15 protein-coding genes are annotated in these 17,605 nt (G+C 39.3%); 3 read left to right on the forward strand and 12 right to left on the reverse strand.

Annotated elements, in window-relative coordinates; all coding sequences use genetic code 11:
- Positions 1 to 25: 25 nt before the first annotated feature.
- The 7 genes from sufB to RCC89_07820 all read right to left on the reverse strand — a co-directional run bounded on the left by sufB (position 26) and on the right by RCC89_07820 (position 9,690).
- On the reverse strand, positions 26 to 1,471 hold the full coding sequence (gene sufB, locus RCC89_07790; protein ID WMJ73061.1) for a Fe-S cluster assembly protein SufB: 1,446 nt from the start codon (positions 1,469 to 1,471) through the stop codon (positions 26 to 28).
- Between the two features lie 73 nt (positions 1,472 to 1,544).
- Positions 1,545 to 2,984, reverse strand: a complete 1,440-nt coding sequence (locus RCC89_07795; GenBank protein WMJ73062.1) for a TolC family protein — start codon at positions 2,982 to 2,984, stop codon at positions 1,545 to 1,547.
- Positions 2,985 to 2,996: 12 nt separating this feature from the next.
- The gene (locus RCC89_07800) at positions 2,997 to 4,343 is read right to left on the reverse strand and encodes an HlyD family efflux transporter periplasmic adaptor subunit (protein WMJ73063.1); all 1,347 of its coding nucleotides are present in this window, start codon (positions 4,341 to 4,343) and stop codon (positions 2,997 to 2,999) included.
- A complete protein-coding gene (locus tag RCC89_07805) occupies positions 4,340 to 6,565 on the reverse strand; it encodes an ATP-binding cassette domain-containing protein (protein ID WMJ73064.1) in 2,226 nt (741 codons plus the stop codon). Before RCC89_07805 ends, RCC89_07800 begins: the two co-directional genes overlap by 4 nt.
- Positions 6,566 to 6,577: 12 nt before the next feature.
- Positions 6,578 to 7,264: a TetR/AcrR family transcriptional regulator gene (locus tag RCC89_07810; protein ID WMJ73065.1), complete on the reverse strand. Its 687-nt coding sequence runs from the start codon at positions 7,262 to 7,264 to the stop codon at positions 6,578 to 6,580.
- An 87-nt stretch (positions 7,265 to 7,351) separates the two neighbouring features.
- The gene (locus RCC89_07815) at positions 7,352 to 7,825 is read right to left on the reverse strand and encodes an Lrp/AsnC ligand binding domain-containing protein (GenBank protein ID WMJ73066.1); all 474 of its coding nucleotides are present in this window, start codon (positions 7,823 to 7,825) and stop codon (positions 7,352 to 7,354) included.
- Between the two features lie 1,247 nt (positions 7,826 to 9,072).
- A complete protein-coding gene (locus RCC89_07820; GenBank protein ID WMJ73067.1) occupies positions 9,073 to 9,690 on the reverse strand; it encodes a porin family protein in 618 nt (205 codons plus the stop codon).
- Between the two features lie 172 nt (positions 9,691 to 9,862).
- On the opposite strand from RCC89_07820, the gene RCC89_07825 reads away from it, so the two are divergent.
- Positions 9,863 to 11,167, forward strand: coding sequence for a pyridoxal phosphate-dependent aminotransferase (locus RCC89_07825; GenBank protein ID WMJ73068.1), 1,305 nt, complete (start codon positions 9,863 to 9,865; stop codon positions 11,165 to 11,167).
- 256 nt (positions 11,168 to 11,423) lie between these two features.
- On the opposite strand, the gene RCC89_07830 is transcribed toward RCC89_07825, so the two are convergent.
- The 3 genes from RCC89_07830 to serA are packed head-to-tail and all read right to left on the reverse strand — an operon-like array spanning position 11,424 to position 14,820.
- On the reverse strand, positions 11,424 to 11,828 hold the full coding sequence (locus tag RCC89_07830) for a MaoC family dehydratase (GenBank protein ID WMJ73069.1): 405 nt from the start codon (positions 11,826 to 11,828) through the stop codon (positions 11,424 to 11,426).
- Between the two features lie 8 nt (positions 11,829 to 11,836).
- Positions 11,837 to 12,922 (reverse strand): aminotransferase class V-fold PLP-dependent enzyme, encoded by a 1,086-nt coding sequence (locus tag RCC89_07835; GenBank protein ID WMJ73070.1) that lies wholly within the window; start codon positions 12,920 to 12,922, stop codon positions 11,837 to 11,839.
- A 2-nt stretch (positions 12,923 to 12,924) separates the two neighbouring features.
- Complete coding sequence (gene serA, locus RCC89_07840) at positions 12,925 to 14,820, reverse strand: phosphoglycerate dehydrogenase (GenBank protein WMJ73071.1); 1,896 nt, start codon at positions 14,818 to 14,820, stop codon at positions 12,925 to 12,927.
- A gap of 216 nt (positions 14,821 to 15,036) precedes the next feature.
- Here serA and RCC89_07845 point away from each other — a divergent pair, with 216 nt between their 5' ends.
- Positions 15,037 to 15,984 carry an NAD(P)/FAD-dependent oxidoreductase gene (locus tag RCC89_07845; GenBank protein ID WMJ73072.1) on the forward strand — a complete coding sequence of 316 codons (948 nt, stop codon included), beginning with the start codon at positions 15,037 to 15,039 and terminating at the stop codon, positions 15,982 to 15,984.
- Between the two features lie 75 nt (positions 15,985 to 16,059).
- Entirely contained in the window at positions 16,060 to 16,407 is a 348-nt protein-coding gene (locus RCC89_07850) for a hypothetical protein (GenBank protein WMJ73073.1), read from the forward strand.
- A 200-nt stretch (positions 16,408 to 16,607) separates the two neighbouring features.
- Here the strand turns inward: RCC89_07850 and RCC89_07855 are convergent, their stop codons facing one another.
- Entirely contained in the window at positions 16,608 to 16,934 is a 327-nt protein-coding gene (locus RCC89_07855) for a hypothetical protein (protein WMJ73074.1), read from the reverse strand.
- A 422-nt stretch (positions 16,935 to 17,356) separates the two neighbouring features.
- Complete coding sequence (locus tag RCC89_07860) at positions 17,357 to 17,569, reverse strand: hypothetical protein (GenBank protein ID WMJ73075.1); 213 nt, start codon at positions 17,567 to 17,569, stop codon at positions 17,357 to 17,359.
- Positions 17,570 to 17,605 lie beyond the last annotated feature (36 nt).

Consider the following 17,605-nt stretch of genomic DNA (forward strand, 5'->3'; position numbering starts at 1 on the left):
TGTATCACTTAAAAAAACAAAAACTTTATCCTACACTTCCTTCCAAACTAATGGCCAGAAGTTTTTGAGCTTCTACAGCAAACTCCATTGGCAACTGCTGCAGGACTTCTTTACAATATCCGTTAACAATGAGCGCAACCGCTGTTTCGGTTTTAATGCCTCTTTGGTTACAGTAGAAGATTTGGTCTTCACCTATTTTCGAGGTAGAAGCTTCATGTTCAATTTGGGCAGTGTTATTTTTAACCTCTAGGTAAGGGAAAGTATGGGCACCACACCTGTCTCCCATAAGTAGCGAGTCACATTGGGAGAAGTTTCTGGCATTATCTGCCCTTTTCATTACTTCTACCAAACCCCGGTAGCTGTTATGGGATTTTCCAGCAGAAATACCTTTTGACACAATTCGGCTTTTTGTGTTTTTACCAATGTGTATCATTTTAGTACCGGTGTCTGCCTGTTGCATGTTGTTGGTAACGGCTACAGAGTAAAACTCTCCTATAGAGTTGTCTCCTTTAAGCACCACACTAGGGTATTTCCACGTAATGGCTGAACCCGTTTCTACCTGAGTCCATGAAATTTTGGAATTTACACCTGCGCAAATACCCCTTTTTGTAACAAAATTGTAAATACCACCATGCCCATTTTTGTCGCCAGGGTACCAGTTTTGTACTGTAGAGTATTTGATTTCTGCATTGTCAAAAGCTACCAGCTCTACCACTGCTGCATGCAATTGATTTTCGTCACGCATAGGGGCGGTACAACCTTCAAGGTAGCTCACATAGCTGTCATCTTCAGCTATAATCAATGTTCTTTCAAACTGCCCAGTGTTTGCCGCATTTATCCTAAAATACGTTGATAGTTCCATTGGGCAACGTACCCCTTTAGGGATATAAACAAAAGAGCCGTCTGAAAATACTGCGGAGTTAAGTGCCGCATAATAATTGTCTGTAGTCGGTACAACAGAGCCGATATATTTCTTTACAAGATCAGGATGTTCCTGTAGTGCTTCGCTAATTGAGCAGAAAATAATACCTTTTTCAGCTAGTTTTTCCTTATAGGTAGTAACAACAGACACACTGTCCATTACTGCATCTACCGCTACACCCGAAAGACGCATTTGCTCCTCCAGCGAGATTCCCAACTTGTTGAAGGTTTCCCTTAATTCAGGGTCTACCTCGTCCATGCTTTTTAGCTTTGGCTTTTGCTTGGGCGCTGAATAATATATGATGTCTTGAAAATCAATCTTAGGGTAATTTACATTCGGCCATTTTGGCTCCTTCATGGTAAGCCAATGCCTGTAGGCTTTCAATCGCCACTCTAACATCCATTCAGGTTCGTTTTTTTTAGCAGAAATAAACTTAACTATTTCTTCATTTAAACCTTTTGGAGCGTTCTCGCTTTCTATTTTGGTTGTGAAACCATATTTATAATCTGAAGAGGTTATTTCTTCAAGGATTTTATTTTCTTCGCTCATAAGCGCTTTATTTAGAATGATTCTAATTAAAGTACAAAATTACTATAATTATAATTCCGATAAAAATTATTAACTAATAAATTTTACCAGCTGCCCATGCGAGGGTAGTCCTTGCAATAGCGTAGTTGGATATAAGTTCTTGAAGCCTAACTTGTGCGGTAATTAAGTTGATTTCTCGGGTGTTGATTAAAAAGACAGAACTTTCGCCCGCTTCAAACCTTCTTTGTTCGCCATCCCTTAATCGTTGCATATTATTGACCATCTCTTGCTGGGTAGTAATTAAGTTTTCGTAAACCTGCAGGTCGTTATAAGCGATTTTGATGGTATTTAATATTTCACGGTTATTTTGTTGTAACGACAAAGTAGTTTGCTGTTGCTCAATTTTGGTCAACTGCAATTGGCCTCTTTCTTGACGCAAGAATATAGGGAAAAATAAAGATACACCATACCTGTAGTTGTTGGTTAAAAAGCCATTTCCGAAGTTTTGCTCTGTCAACTCTTGTGGCCTCGTCAGTAATTGGTAGGTTAGGTTAACCCTTGGTTTTAGCCTGTCTGCTCGGAATTGCCTCTCTACGTCTAGTTGTTGAAGCCTTAGGTCTAGTGTTCTTATAATAGGGTGTGCTTCTGATGCCACCATTCTTAGCTGTTCCAGTGAGTCTGGGGTAATTGTCACAAACTCACTCCCTTGCATGTCTGGAATGACATTTTCGGATAACTCTAAAGGTACTTCTCCTTCATCCCATAGGAAATTTGATAGGGACAAAGTGACATTTCTGAACTGAACTTCAGCCTCTCTGCGCAACTGGTGTCTGGTTTGCACTTCAATGTTGGCTTCGACAGAGTCGATAGCCGCCAAATCTCCTTGAATCACCTGCTCTCTGATAGCATTAGCTCTAAAAGACGCTAATTCGAATCCTTGGTCGTGTAGCAAAAAGCGGTTGTAGAAGTATGCCCAGTTCCAATACTCCCTTGCGGCATCTAATAAGAGTCTGTTTATTTGGATTACCTGCTCCGCTTCTGCAAGATCGGGAAGCAAGCGCGCTTGACGAATAGCAGAACGTCTCTGGTCTATGATTAATCCTTGGCCAAGTGGTACGGTTATGCCGGCATATCCTAAACCTTGCGAAGGTGTAACTACCTGTTGGTTTACATTATCTCCAAGGTTTCTTTCATACCCGACATGAAAATCGGCACCAAACCATGTTGGAATATACAATGTATTGTCCCAAAGGTTATAGTACCGTTTCCCGTCTAGTTCTTTTCGTGATAAATAAGAGTTTATGGTAGGATCAAGCAAGCCTCTTGCAATACGTAAATCTTGCTGCGCCCTTTCAGAGAGTAACTGTGCTTGTCGGGCTACAGGGTGATGGTGTATGATCAGTTGAAAATACTGCTCAAATGTCAACGTGGTCAAAGTATCACCCTGCGCCTTTGCTTTGCCTGAGGCTGCGAGCAGTAGCACAGCAACTACAGTTATATATATAAAACGGTACTCTCTAAAGTTAAAGATCATTTTTATGAGTCTTTATTTATATTTATTATTTTTCTTTTCATGGAAATGCTCTAGACCTTCAGTCCAGTCAGGTGGGAAGCCATTGAGCTGACGCCAAAGTTCGTACCAAATTGGCACATCATTAAGCAAGGCCCAGCCATATGCACCGGACCCCACTCTTAACTGACGTGGCCAAGGGTCTTCGTCAGGGTCTGGGGTAACCAAGATACGGTATTTGCCATTAGTATCTATATTGTCTATAACGGCTACCTTTCCACCAAAAGTACCAAAGCTAACATTGGGCCAACCGGAGAAAACCAGTGCTGGCCAACCATCAAACTGTAAACGAACTTTGCTTCCCGGCTTCAAAAGTGTAATGTCCAACGGTCTTACGTAAAGCTCAGTGGCCAATTTGGCATTGGATGGCATGATGGTGGTTACCGGGTCACCTTCTTTGACTGTTTCTCCAAGACCAGCCCGAAGCCCTCGCACTACATACCCGTCTTGGGGAGCTACTATATGATAAAATGAACTCCGTATTTTCATATTGGAGTATTCATTTCTCATTTTAGCAATTTCGCCCCCCGCTTCATGAAAGTAGGCCTCTGTCGAGTTTAGGTCAGATTCTGCTTTTGCTATTTTGTCTTGATATTCAGCCAATATAGAGCTTAACTCAATATTCGCATTCATTAAGTTGTTTTTAGCTACATCAAACTTGTTTCTAGCTGCATTCAACTTAGCAGTACTTTCTTGAAATCTGAGTTTCCGTTGCTCGAACTCGGTTAAGGATTTAAGCCCTTGCTTGTATAATTTTTCTTGACGCTCAAACTGTAGTTGGGCTATTTCGTAGTCTATTTTTACAGCCTCTAAGTCGATACTGTCTGTTTGTACTAGTAGTTCAGCCTGCTGAACCCTGTTTTTCGCTTTGTTAAGGCTAAAGTCCATTCCTTCTTTCAAAGCCTGTATTTGCCTGCGCAAAGCTTGAGCTTTGGAGGCTGTAGCTTCTCTAGATCCTTCTTTGGCATTAATCTGCTCGTCAAGCCTGGTCAAAAGCTCAGGATCGAAAAACTTTTCTCTGATCTCTGATATAGTTACAATGGTATCTCCTTTTTTCACTTCGGCGCCTTCATTTACATGCCAATGGGCAATCTGACCAGCGATAACACTGTGGATCGTTTGCGGTCTTTCTTGTAAGCTTAAAGTGGTTAAAACGCCATTGGACCGTATGTTCTGAGTCCATGGAAAAAACATGAACAATGTCAGTAGTCCCAGAAGCATTAATGACCATTTTGCCAAAAGTTTTGCAAAATTGGCATTGTGCAGAATTTTAACACTATTGAATTTTTCTGCGTTGTTATAATCTTTTACTTCGTTTTTCATTGCTCAGCAGTTAACAGGCTTGTTGTTAGTTCTACTATATTTTCATCGTTCTTGATCACTTCATAGTGTCCTTCCTGGACAATTTGTCCTTGTTTCATTACAGTTACCTTATCACACATTTTCATTATGCCAGGGTCGTTTGAAAGAATGATGATTGTCCAGTGATGCGATGGGTCAAAGAGGAATTTAAGAATCCTTATTTTCTCTTTGATGTCCATGTTCAACATCATTTCATCAATTATCAAGAGCTTAGGTCTTTTGACAATACTTCTGGCTAAGATGATTTTTTTGGCTATTGTTGTCGGTAAGTGTCTGTGACCAAATATGATTTGTGTTTTCAGCCCATCAGGCAAGTCGTTTATATACTCTGCAAGCCCAGCATGTTCAATAGCCCAAAACAGGTCTTTTATAGGTATATCTTTGCGGCCCATGGTGATATTTTCCTCTATGGTACTTTCAAAAATATTCTCATAGTGGATATTGTCCCCAATCTGGTTTAAAAGACTGTTTTTGTTTAAGTCGCGGAGAGACACTCTGTTATATTCTATGGTGCCTTGAAACGAGCCATAAAAGCCTAGCATCACATTGACCAATGTTGAGCGACCTGCCCCTCCGAAACCTGCTAAACATATATGTTCAGAAGGGTTTACTGTCAAATTGATGTTGCTTATTGCCTTAGTACTTGTTTCAGGATACCGGTAACTTACATTTCTAAAGTTTACTTTAAGCCCCTCATTTTCTTCGACAATATCTTTTACATAAATGCCTTTCATTTTCTCAATAGGCACATCAGTAACGTCTCCCAGTTTGCCGACACTGGCCAGTACATCATAAATGACCTCCATGGTGGAGATAAGCTTTTCAATAGAGTATATGATCAAAATAATGATGATCTCACTTGCGACAAATTGTCCAATATTTATCTCTTCATTAACTACGAGGATACAACCAACAATTAAAAGCCCAGCAGTAAAGAGCGTTTTAAAACCCACAAAACTTTTATAGTGGCTGACCAGGTGCTTAAAGTGGTTTTTCCTATAATAAAGGTAGTTGCTTACATTATAATCAGTTTTTTCTAATGGGAGGTTTGAGTACCCAGCCAGTTTAAATGTCTTGGATGTCCTTGCCATTTCTTCCAGCCAATTGGCTACCTTATATTTATTCTTTGATTCGTATATACTCGTTTTTAAGGCTTTAGGTGCAATGGACTTAATAAGGAAGTACAAAACAACCATGAGGAGCACACCAATCATTATAAACGAAACATGATAAAAGGCCAACAGTGTTAGGCCAAAGACAATAGTGACGGCTGTTGCCGTAAGGTCTATTAGCATTTTGGCCACACCTTTCTGTACAGTTACCACATCAAAAAACCTGTTTAAAAGTTCTGTTGCATTATATTTCAACATGGCTTCTTGTTTTAGTTTTGGAAGCCTGTATGAGAAATCAAAAGCAGTTTTAAGAAACAGTCTTTGTTGGATATGCTCTGTAAGGGACAGTTGCATAATCTGGAGTCCTCCATTCAAAAGCACCCCTATACTTACAAAAGATATCAATACAACTATAGAGGTGGAAACCTGTCCGCTGGTAATGAAACCAATAATGGCCTGGATACCCAACGGTAGCGATAGGCTTATGAGACCTGCCAATATGGCATAGACATATAAGTAATAAATGCTTTTCTTTTCGGACAAAAGCACTAACCAGAGCCTTTTGACTGGGGACATTGGCTGAGGTTTCGCATCGTCCGAATCGGGGGTGTACATGCTTTCGTTTTTGACTACAGTCAAAAATATAGTTTCTGTCAACCCTGGCTTGACTTCATACGTATATATAGTATCAAGAAGGTCGTGGAGGCTAGATAATTTGGTGTCCTCTATTTCTCCGCCCTCTTTAATTACATATTGGTGTACTTGGTTATGTTGGTCATTGTAAACAATTACTGGTTCTATTCGATCTGAAAATTTTCTAAACAAAAGAACCGGAAAATGGTTTTCTAGAATAGTAGCCTCCAGTTTGGCAAGTAATATTTCATTCTTTATATAGGCTAGATCTATGTTGCCACCTGTTTCGGTAAGGTAGCCCATATAGGAATGGATATCGATGCCCTCTCTTGCGCTCTTGGGTAAGTTAATAGTTTTAGCTAACTCCAGAGGGTTATAGTCTATCTCCAGAAATTTCAGGAAAAATTCATGTATATATTGTATGTTCTTTAGGTTCATAAAATAACTGGATTAATGTTTTTGGTCGTTGAGGGCTGAAAAAGTTAAATGCTCTATAAATTCTGCAACATTTCTATAAAGGTTATTGCCGTTGTTTAGTTCGGTAATGGTCTTAAAGTGCCGTGCAAAAAACAGTTGCTGGTGGGCAGATTCAATAATGGTGCTTGCGAGAGAATGTGCATATTTATATGTTGGTTTTATTTTTAATATAGTGCTGGCTATTTTATAGCATAGTGCTTTATATTCTTTAAATAATCCTATCTTATTGTCCTCATCCACATTTTTTGTAAGATACACTTTAGCCGCTTCTGCTACAACTATTCTGTGAAGAAGGCTAGGGTCAATGTATACTAAAGTCATTTCAGGCCTGGAAGATTCAGAAATAACCCTCAGAATTCTTTTTAACTGCTCATGCTCGTCCTGGATGTTATGTGTTTCATACTCGATCCTGTATAGAAGCCATGCCCAATACCAAGAGATAATATATATTAATAGTTTGTGCTTGTTTTCGAAATATCTGTAAATAGATGCTTCCGTTGAGTTGATCGCCAATGCTAATTTTTTAAAGGTAAATTGCTCAAAACCTAGCTTTTCTATTATTTCTATACTCTTTTGTACGATTTTTCTGCCCAACTCTGTGTCGTCTGGATCTTTAAGGTAAAGCTTGTCATTGAGGTGTATCTTAAGTACAGCGGTCATTGGTGATGGTAATTATTTGTTTTTTGAAAGTATTACTATCAATTTCAAAAATACTCGAAAAGTTCCGCACAAACCATGCCATTTGTATTATTTTTTTTCAACAATATGAATGTTCCTGTTGATTGATTCTTCTAAAGATATAATAGTTTCTGTTCTTTGGATGCCTGGTACTTTTTGGATCTTGTCATGCAAAATCTCCCTTAAGTGATTGGTGTCTCTACATATTAGTTTGACAAACATACTATAGTTTCCTGTTGTATAATGGACATTGACAACCTCTGGTATATTTTTTAGCCCTTCTAGGGCTTGGTCATACCATGAACTTTGTTCTAAGTATATGCCTAGAAAAGCGGTAATATCATAACCTAGTGCAGTTGGGTCTATTTTTAACTGTGTACCTTTTACTATACCCATTTGCTCTAGTTTTCGCATCCGCACGTGGACAGTCCCCCCAGATACAAATACCTTTTTGGCTATTTCTGTATATGGAATACTGGCGTCCTCCATCAGTATAGAAAGTATCTTTAAATCGGTATTATCAATTTCTAAATTTTTTTGCATATAATGTATGTTAAATTTTGCGTTTTTTAATAAATCGGTCTTAAAATTAAAAATATTGTAAATATTAAGCTAATTATTTAATAAATTTTGAATAAAAAATCCTTTATGTTAACTTTGTAATACTTCAGAGGGGGAAAGTGGCGAAAAGCAGATGGCTTAGGTAATGTTGAAGTATTTATATTGTAGGGTGATGAAACTGGCAGACATGCCCTCCTGTCTCGGGGGTAGGGACTAACGGAACAAACGTAGCTTAACGGGTTGACCACTTAAATTGATCTTACTGAGTTATGGCTAACCGCCCTATGGAGGTTCGAATCCTTCCCCTACAGCAAAACAAAAGCCGGAGACGCTGGCTTGATTTACAAATTGAAAACTAACTACACACTGTAGGGTGATGAAACTGGCAGACATGCCCTCCTGTCTCGGGGGTAGGGACTAACGGAACAAACGTAGCTTAACGGGTTGACCACTTAAATTGATCTTACTGAGCTATGGCTAACTGCCCTATGGAGGTTCGAATCCTTCCCCTACAGCAAAACCATAAGCCGGAGACGCTGGCTTGATTTACAAATTGAAAACTAACTACACACTGTAGGGTGATGAAACTGGCAGACATGCCCTCCTGTCTCGGGGGTAGGGACTAACGGAACAAACGTAGCTTAACGGGTTGACCACTTAAATTGATCTTACTGAGCTATGGCTAACTGCCCTATGGAGGTTCGAATCCTTCCCCTACAGCAAAACTAAAAGCCGGAGACGCTGGCTTTGAAAATACAAACTGAAAACTAACTACACACTGTAGGGTGATGAAACTGGCAGACATGCCCTCCTGTCTCGGGGGTGGGGACTAACGGAACAAACGTAGCTTAACGGGTTGACCACTTAAATTGATCTTACTGAGCTATGGCTAACTGCCCTATGGAGGTTCGAATCCTTCCCCTACAGCAAAACAAAAGCCGGAGACGCTGGCTTGATTTACAAATTGAAAACTAACTACACACTGTAGGGTGATGAAACTGGCAGACATGCCCTCCTGTCTCGGGGGTGGGGACTAACGGAACAAACGTAGCTTAACGGGTTGACCACTAATTGATCTTTCTGAGCTATGGCTAACTGCCCCATGGAGGTTCGAATCCTTCCCCTACAGCTCCATTTTGTTAACCTATATTTACCAGAAAGCCTGCTTCTTGATTGAAGTAGGCTTTTCTTTTTTTGTGTATTTGTTATATAGTTTCACTATCAAATTTTTAGTTTTCTCTTATAAATGAGTAGCCTATGCGTAAGGTAGCGGTATTAGGCCTTAGCTGTGGCTGGGTGTGCAAATCGAAAAGTAGAGAATTGAGCGGGTTGTATTTAAAGTCGACGTTTATAGCGTCTGTGACTCTTAAGTTCACCCCGAGCACAAGGCCTACGGTCATTCTGTGGAAAAGTAGGTCTGTCGCATCGCCACCTTCAAAACCTTCGGGTCTTGAATAATTACCTGCAAGGAAAAAAGAAGGCAGAACCCCAAATTGAAGGCCTAAGGTTTGGGTTGGATACCATGCCAGCATTAAAGGCATGTCTAAGTAAGATAGGTTTAACTCGCCTTCAGAAATTTCATCCTCGAAATCGCCGCCTTTGCCAGAGTAATTAGCCTCCCATACTAAATAGATGCTGTTAAAGAATCTAGATTCAGAATAAATACCTATATTTGGGGTAATTTGACCACTTTGCCCAAAACCAAAGGGGCTTTCTGTTAGGCCTGTGTAATTGACACCAGCTCTGATTCCTACATAATTATCATACTGAGTCCGAGGGTCATCTTCTTGAGCGATTATGGTGTGAACTGCAAAAAGCAAACAGGTTAAAACTAAAAGTTTTTTCATCTTTATTACGGTTTGTCGTTATAAATGAAAACCTTGTATAGCATGAGATGTTTATGGTCACTTTGGAAAAATAGACAGGAGAAATGAGGTTTTACTTTATTAAAAACATAATCCTGTTCTTTATTGACAAAATAAATTTCTAATTTCGCTTTCCGTAAGCTTATTCAAAAAAATGAGACAGAAGATATTAAGTGCCGGAGCAAAAGAACTAAGTTATGAAATCCGGGAAATTGTAAAAAAAGCTGAGATAATTCAAGAGGCTGGCCAAACTATATATTGGGAAAACATAGGTGACCCTATTCAGAAAAACTGTATAGTGCCCCAGTGGATGAAAGAGATTGTCAGTAATTTAGTACTGGAAAACAAGAGTTATGGTTATTGCCACTCTAAAGGGAATCTTGATACTAGAAAGTATCTTGCAAATCTTAACAATTCAAAGGGCGGAGCTCAAATTACTTCAGACGATGTGCTGTTTTTCAATGGACTGGGAGATGCCATCGGCAAGGTATATCAGTTTATAAATACAAGCCTACGTGTTATAGGGCCTTCGCCTGCTTACTCTACCCATTCGTCGGCGGAAGCTGCACATGCACATCAGGAGCCTATAACCTATAAGCTAGATCCTGACAATCATTGGTACCCTGACTTGGACGATTTGTACAATAAGGTTAAGTACAATCCTAATATTATTGGCATCTTGATTATTAATCCAGACAATCCTACTGGAATGGTTTATCCATATGAGACACTAAAGAGGATTGTTGAAATTGCCAAAGAGTTTAACTTAATGCTAATCAGTGATGAAATTTATCTTAACATCACGTATAACGGGGCGCGGGCATATTCACTGGCGGAAGTAATTGAAGATGTGCCAGGCATTGCTTTAAAGGGTATTTCCAAAGAGCTCCCATGGCCTGGCTCACGTTGTGGTTGGATGGAATTCTATAACAGGGGCAAAGATCCGCAGTTTGAAAAATTCTGCGCTGTATTGGACAATGCTAAAATGATAGAGGTTTGCTCCACTACGCTTCCCCAGCTCGCTATACCTATTATTATGGAGGATCCTAAATATAAGGCGTATAGAAAGGCTCAAAACGAAAGTATTGGTAGAAGGAGTAAAATTATTGCAGATATTTTAGGTCAAATACCCCAACTTAAATTTAATGAAACTTATGGTGCTTTTTATAACACCATTACTTTTGAAGAGGGGGTTTTGCACAGCAAGCAAAAATTGAAGATAAAAGACCCTAAAATACAGAAAATGGTAGAGTCTTGGGTCGAACAGCCTGATGTAGACCTTGATAAACGCTTTGTGTACTACTTGCTCGGTGCTACAGGTATATGTGTAGTGCCTATATCTTCTTTCTGTTCAGAACTAAAAGGGTTTAGAATTACTCTGTTGGAGGAAAATGAAGAATTGCTGACCCAGATATTTACAAACCTAAAGGATGCTTTGGTCGAGTACCTAGCTTCATAAAAGTAAAGGTGGTCAATGCGCCGCCTTTACATAGGGCGCGCTGAAAAACGCCCAAAATATTGATCTGTTTATGTTTGTGTAAAGATTATGAGTTATAGGTGCAAGGGGTTTTCGGTGAGAAACTTTTAATCCAATACTTTTTTGGGGCTAGCCACAAGTGCACAGTCTACTTTATGGCCTTACATTCGAAGTATTCCAATACGTCTTCATGTAAGGCCATGCGTACCTTGCACACTTGAGACTTTTTCAACAAGCCCTACATGATTTTTTCTTTGTTAATTACATGAACAGTACCTGTCATGTTTATTTTTCCTGTTTGGGTGTCCAATACCTTTGCTTCCAAAACTGCCATGCTTCTTTCTTTGTAAAGTTCTGATACAGAAATAGACGCTTCGTATTCATGGCCGACAAAGAGTGGCCTTTTAAAGCTGATTTCCTGTTTCATGATAATGGTTCCTTGTCCTGGAAATTTTACTCCCAATATCTTTGAAAAGACGCTTATGCCAAGCACCCCATGAATGATGGGTTTTTTAAAGATAGTAGTAGATGCAAAGTCATTGTCAAGGTGTATAGGGTTTTTATCGCCGCTTAATTCCGCAAAGCGAATAACATCTTCTTGTGAAAAAGAAAATTTTTCAGAATAACATTGGCCGGTTTCCATTTAATTGTTTAATTTTTTATTTCTCCGAGTTTTTTTAATAGCTTTTCCACTTGCTCAGGCGTATGTGTAGGGAAATTTGCAATTCGAATTTGTTTCTCTTTATAACTTCCATATCCCGTACCAACAGCCATTCCGGCAGGAGCCAAGTGTTCATTGATGTTTGGAGATGGTATGTTTGTATTGGCAACGATGGTAGTTTTGGAACGGTGCAATGGCTCTTTTACCCCATTAGAAAATACCTCTGATTGCTCTATGAAGTCATAGATGGCATCAGCTTTTTCTTCCGTTTCCTTACGGATCGCTTGAATACCTTTTTTATTCATATCTTCAAGTACTTTTCCTAATAGGAATATATTGAAGACGTTAGGGGTTTCTGGTGTTTGGTTTGATTTTGCCTTGGATAGTAACGAAGAAATACTGTGGTATGTACCTGTAGCAATACCTCTGTTTACCAAAGCTTCTGCTTTCTCCACACACCTGTCGTTCAAGATCCATACGCCTAGTCCAGCGGGAAGGCCAAAGCATTTTTGAACTGAAAAGAATGCTGAGTCGATCTTGCTATAATCAAAAGCTGGATAAGGAAGAGACGACACGGCATCAACACATATAAGTGCATCCTTATTGAGTGCGCTAACTTTATTGATTTCCTCTACAGGCATTGAGGCGCCAGAGGAAGTTTCATTATGCGTAAGGCAGATAAGCTCTGTTTCTTGAGGAATGGTTAAGTTTTTCGCAAAAAAACCCTCTCCAAACGGAACCTCTGCTTTTACCGCATTCTTTTGAAGCTCACCTGAAAATTCATAAAACCTTTTAGAGAAAGAGCCATTCACGCAGTGAAAAGTGTTTTTCTCTACACAGTTTTGTATCATCCTTTCCCAGACCTCAGTAGCAGAGCCCAAGAAAAATATATGAAAGTTGTCCGGCAAGCTAAGTAGTTGCCGGAGCCCATCAGTTGTATTTTTAAAAATGTCCTGAAACTGTTTGCTTCTATGTGAAATTACACCAATTTTTTCAGTTAGTGCAGTTTGGACATGCCCTGGAACTGTAGGGTATAGCTCTGAAGGTCCAGGGGTGAAATATAATTTATTGTTCACTTTTAGTATAAAATTCTAAATTTGATCGTATGCTTGATACTTTTTAGGTCGTTTATCACTTCTTTTGCATATTTAGTATTAATATCAGTGATTACGTAACCTACTTGCTCGTTGGTTTTTAAGTACTGCCCAAGGATATTGATATTATGTTTGGCCAAGACATTGTTAATAGAAGCCAATATGCCAGGCACATTTTCGTGTAGGTGAATTAACCTATGGGCATCTTTTAACTCCGGAAGCTGTAGGTTCGGGAAGTTGACGCTTTGGAAGGTGTTACCTGTATTGATATAATCAATAACCCTGCTTGGTACAAAATGGGCAATGTTGTTTTGTGCTTCTTCTGTACTACCCCCTATATGTGGTGTTAGGATCAGGTTGTTTAGGCCTTTTAGTTCGCTTTGGAATTCTTCTGAGTTATTTTTAGGCTCTTCAGGGAAAACGTCAACACCAGCTCCTAGGATTTTTCCAGAGCGCATGCTTTCAGCCAATGCTTCTATGTCAACAACATGTCCTCTGCTAAGGTTTAGGAAAATAGTGCCTTCTTTCATAAGGGCAAACTCATTTCGGCCAATAAGATTTTTATTGGAAGGTCTTCCGTCCACGTGCAGTGAAATAATGTCAGCTATGCCTAGCAACTCTTGTAAAGAAGAGCATTTCTTAGCATTACCCAATTGAAGTTTTTCTACTATGTCATAGTAGTACACCTCCATACCCATAGCTTCGGCTAAAACTGACAGCTGTGCGCCGATATTTCCATAGCCTATGATTCCGAGCTTTTTGCCTCTTATTTCATAGCTGTTTTTCGCGGACTTTTCCCAGCCGCCCTTGTGCATTTTTTCACTGCGGCTAGGTATATTTCTTGAAAGCATGATAATCTCGCCTATAGCAAGCTCTACCACGCTTCGGGTATTGCTATAAGGTGCATTGAAAACAGCTACACCACGAGACAAACAGCTTTTTAGGTCAATCTGGTTTGTTCCTATACAGAACGCCCCAACAGCAATTAGTTTATTTGCATGCTCTAAAACGCGTTTGGTAACACGTGTCTTTGAGCGTATACATAAAATAGAAACGTTCTTTATTTTTTCGCAAAGTTCATCCTCGTCCAGTCCACCAGAATATACCTCTACTTTATAGCCCTCAGATTTAAAAATCCTCATGGCCTCTGGGTGAATGTTTTCTAGAATCAATACACTGATTCTATTTTTAGGATAAGAAATAGCCATTGGAAGTTTGTTCTGGTAAAGAAACTCGTCCAGGCTAGGTGCGATATGTTCTGCTTTTTCAAGTACTGCCTGCCTCTCTACATTTTCAGTAAAGGCATAGAACTTATTGGCCAATCCGGCCTCTTTAATTTCATAGTCTGTGTACCCGTCGCCAATAACATATACATCACCTTTGAGATTAAGGGTTTTTAGCTGTTGTATTTTCCCTTTGTCTAGGCAAAGCACATTGCTCCTGTCAAAACCAACAATGTTTTCATTTTCGTCATACGTAAAGGTATTGGCAAAAATGTTCTCTTCTTTAATTCCATATTCGGTCACAATCGGTGTAATGAACTCCTTAAAGCCACTGGAAACAATGTAGACATTGTTAGAGAACCTTTCGAAAAAGTCTCTGTTTCTTTTTACCGATTCACTGACCTTCCCTTGTAGCTTTTCTATTAGAAGTGGCAGGTGTCTTTTGTTTGCCTGTAAAAGCTCTATTCTTTTGCTCAGGTTTGAAGTAAAGGAGCTTTTTCCTTCCATTCCGGAGTTGGTAAGGTCTATTACTTCCTGAAGAATTTTATTTTTATTGGGATGGTCTTTAAGAGAAATCTCTCCTAATTCGTCTAAGGCCTCTACTTTTGTAAAGGTGCTGTCGAAGTCGATGATAAAATACTTGTTGTTATTTTCCATGGATTAATGTTACCGCATGAGTAAGAACTGCAAATTTCCTCATTTTTTATAATAAAAAAGAAATTTATGGAAAGATTTTCAGGAAATATTCTGCGGGAGACTGGTGATTTTTTTTGTTTTCTGCCTGTATTGGGAAATAAAGGCGTTTTTTGCTCTGTTGACATGATAACATTATAAGAAGATGGGCGGTTAAATTAGTAAATTAGGAGGGGAGAAATGTTTCAGAAGAGATTATATGACGTGGTGATTATAGGGGGAGGACCCGCTGGGTTGAGTGCAGCGCTTATTCTTGCAAGATGTGTCCGGTCGGTATTGGTCTTTGACACTGGCAAGCCAAGGAACTTTAGGGCCAAGCAGATGAATGGTTTTATATCCAGAGATGGCTCAGATCCACGGGAGTTTTTGAGGATTACCAGAGAACAAGTAAAGCAATATCCTGTAGATTTTGTGTACCAAGAAGTTGTAGAGGCTAAAAAAGTCAGCAACAATTCCTTCGAACTTGTCGACGCTGATCATAATCGATATTACGCTAAAAAAGTCCTTATCGCCACTGGAATGGTGGACGATATTCCTGAAATAGATGGCATTGATAAATTTTATGGCTCTAGTGTACACCATTGTCCCTATTGCGATGGCTGGGAAGTGAGGTTGAAGCCTTTGGCTGTGATAGGAAAAGGTAGGAGTGGCAGTGGTTTGGCACTTTCCTTGACGAGCTGGTCTGATGATGTCGTTTTGCTGACCAATGGAAGTACGGTGACCGACGATGAATTGCAAAGATTAGAACTGAAAAATATTCAAATAATTGACAAACCTGTAATGCGGCTAGAGGGCGATCATGGATTGCTAGAACGGATTGTCTTTGTTGATGGTACATCAATAGAAAGAAGTGCCATGTTCTTTACCACAGACCAGTACCAAAGGAGCAACCTGGCTGCTCAATTAGGGTGTGATTTTACTCGTAAAGGAGGAATAAAAAGTTCGAGGTTTCAACAAACTTCTGTTAACGGGGTTTTTGTTGCAGGAGATGTTTCTAAAGATGTTCAGTTGGTGATTATGGCTGCTGCCGAAGGTGCTCGCGCCGGTGTGGTTATTAATAAGGCTTTGCAAAAGGAAGAAATGAATCTTAAAAAAGTTTCTGACTCCATAAGGCTTCACCATCACTGAAAACAAAAACTTTAACATGAGGTTATAATCATAAGAGATTCGATTTTTACCTTTTTAATAACTTTTTTTAAGCCTATGCAGATTTATCATGTAATTATTGTGTATGTTATCTCTCTTGCGCTTGCCTTGTGGCTTGCCTCAATTGTATGGAAGGGAGGTAAAAGACCCATATTTCTGGTGTTTATTCAAGCGGTATTTGAATTTACTGGTCTTGGTATGTTGACCTGGTATATAGGTCTTGAAGCGACAGATATAAGCGCTAGTCCGGATTTGTCATCAATATTCTTAGGGCTTGCAGCAGCTATAGTTATTGGTATGTTTGTGGTTGACAAAGTAGTAGGTAGGCCACAGCCTAAATTTTTACCTGCTGCACATCTGGGTGCTGAAGTTATTGGTATCATTTTGATGATTCTATATATTTAAAACCGGTTGATGTTTGATAGGGTGCTTATAGCTAGCAGACATGTGCTTAATTGTTAAGCTATTTGCTTATAAGCTTCTAAAACGTTGACAACAAAAGTTAATTACGGAGGAAAACGCAAAAAACGGTTGATCAGGTCAACCGTTTTTGCTAATATAATATCACTACTGTTAGTACACTGCACAGTAAGCATGCTGGGCCATTAGTGTTCTAATATATGATCCATTTTTATCTTCTGAAGTTTAAAGTACTCCCGCCAGTCACGCGTTGTAGAGCCATCTAATGATATGTTTTGTTTATTTAACTCATGCTTGAAATCTGGCCAATCCATTTTGTACCAGTTCTCTATTTGTTCATTAATCTCTAAAGGCCCAAAATCTGACAGCAAGGTTTTGATAAACTCATGCTGCACATAATCCATTTCCTTCATTTTTGTGCTCTCCATAAAATACCTCCTTTTCAATATTAACAAACCTGACAAGAGCCTGGTTTCGTTAATTCCAGGACCTGTTACATGGATTTGTGTCATTACGCTTCTTTGCGGTTACTTCAAGAGATTGCCTAGCCCCTTAGTGTTTGTACCGGATTCCTTATTGGGTCTAACCTGAAATAGGTGATTATAGAAAAATGACCTCAGATCAACCTCTTCGCCCTACTTATGTATTGACCATAGCGCTGTTATCCTTTGCGTTATTTTTTGCTTCTCATAACCGAATCTATTGTAAGTCAAGATTAATGTAGCTGGGTGATTTTTATGCTAAGGCATTCGCCGGAAGGTTAGGTGCTGAAGGTGCAATTATATTGTTAGATGGTAAATTGATTGGCGGTTAACAAAAGAACCCGGACTATGCAATAAGATGCCTATCTAAGAAGCATTGTTGCATAAGCCGGGTTTGTGGTCTATAACCCGTTATCCTTTACTAGGATTGCTTGGTGATTCGGTAAAAGTATTTACCCGTTTTTTTCCATCAGCTTAAGTACTTTTCTCTTATGATTGATAAAGAACTCGCGCCAATCTTTCATCATACAATCAGAGTATTTTACTTGATGATTGTTAAGTTCTCTCTCAAATTCATCCCAGCTTAACTTATACCAATCTTTAATCTTGTTGTTGATCCTCTCGATACCAAAATCGATGTAAATCACTTTAAAGAATTGGCTCATAGCTAGAGAGAGATCTTTGTTTTCTTTTGTTTTTGC

It is taken from the genome of Cytophagaceae bacterium ABcell3 (assembly GCA_030913385.1).
Lineage (GTDB): Bacteria > Bacteroidota > Bacteroidia > Cytophagales > Cytophagaceae > ABcell3.